Here is a 557-nt window from a genome sequence, read left to right as displayed (position 1 = left end):
GCTTCGGGTCTTGGGCATGCAACTCAAACGCCCAATTCGGACTCGCTTTCGCTACGGCTACCACACACGTGTTAACCTCGCTACACACCGCAAACTCGCAGGCTCATTCTTCAAAAGGCACGCAGTCACGGCCCACCAGCAAGCTGATGAACGACGCTCCCACGGCTTGAATGCACACGGTTTCAGGTACTATTGCTCTCCGCTCCCCCGGTACTTTTCACCATACCCTCACGGTACTAACCGCTATCGGACACTAGGGACTATTTAGGCTTAGCGGGAGGTCCCGCCAGATTCACACGGGATTTCTCGGGCCACGTGCAACTTGGGAAATGAGCAAGCAAGCCGCACAGATTACGTCTACGGGTGTCTTACCCTCTACGCCGGACCTTTCGCATGTCCTTCGACTACCCATACGGTTTCTGACTCGCCCAGCCGCCGGCAGACGACTGAAGCTCACTACCACAACCCCGCAATGGCAACCCCTGCCGGGTCTCACACCAAAACGGTTTAGCCTCATCCAGTTTCGCTCGCCACTACTCCCGGAATCACGGTTGTTT

1 rRNA gene is annotated in these 557 nt (G+C 56.4%); it reads right to left on the bottom strand.

The window, feature by feature from the left end:
• Nucleotides 1-557 (bottom strand): 23S ribosomal RNA (locus PUR71_RS00225); the annotation flags it as partial.

The sequence above is a fragment of the Streptomyces sp. SP17BM10 genome (genome assembly GCF_036322405.1).
Taxonomy (GTDB): Bacteria; Actinomycetota; Actinomycetes; order Streptomycetales; family Streptomycetaceae; genus Kitasatospora.
The sequence above is the reverse complement of the archived record's forward strand: the minus strand, read 5'-3'. Positions and strand labels throughout refer to the sequence as shown.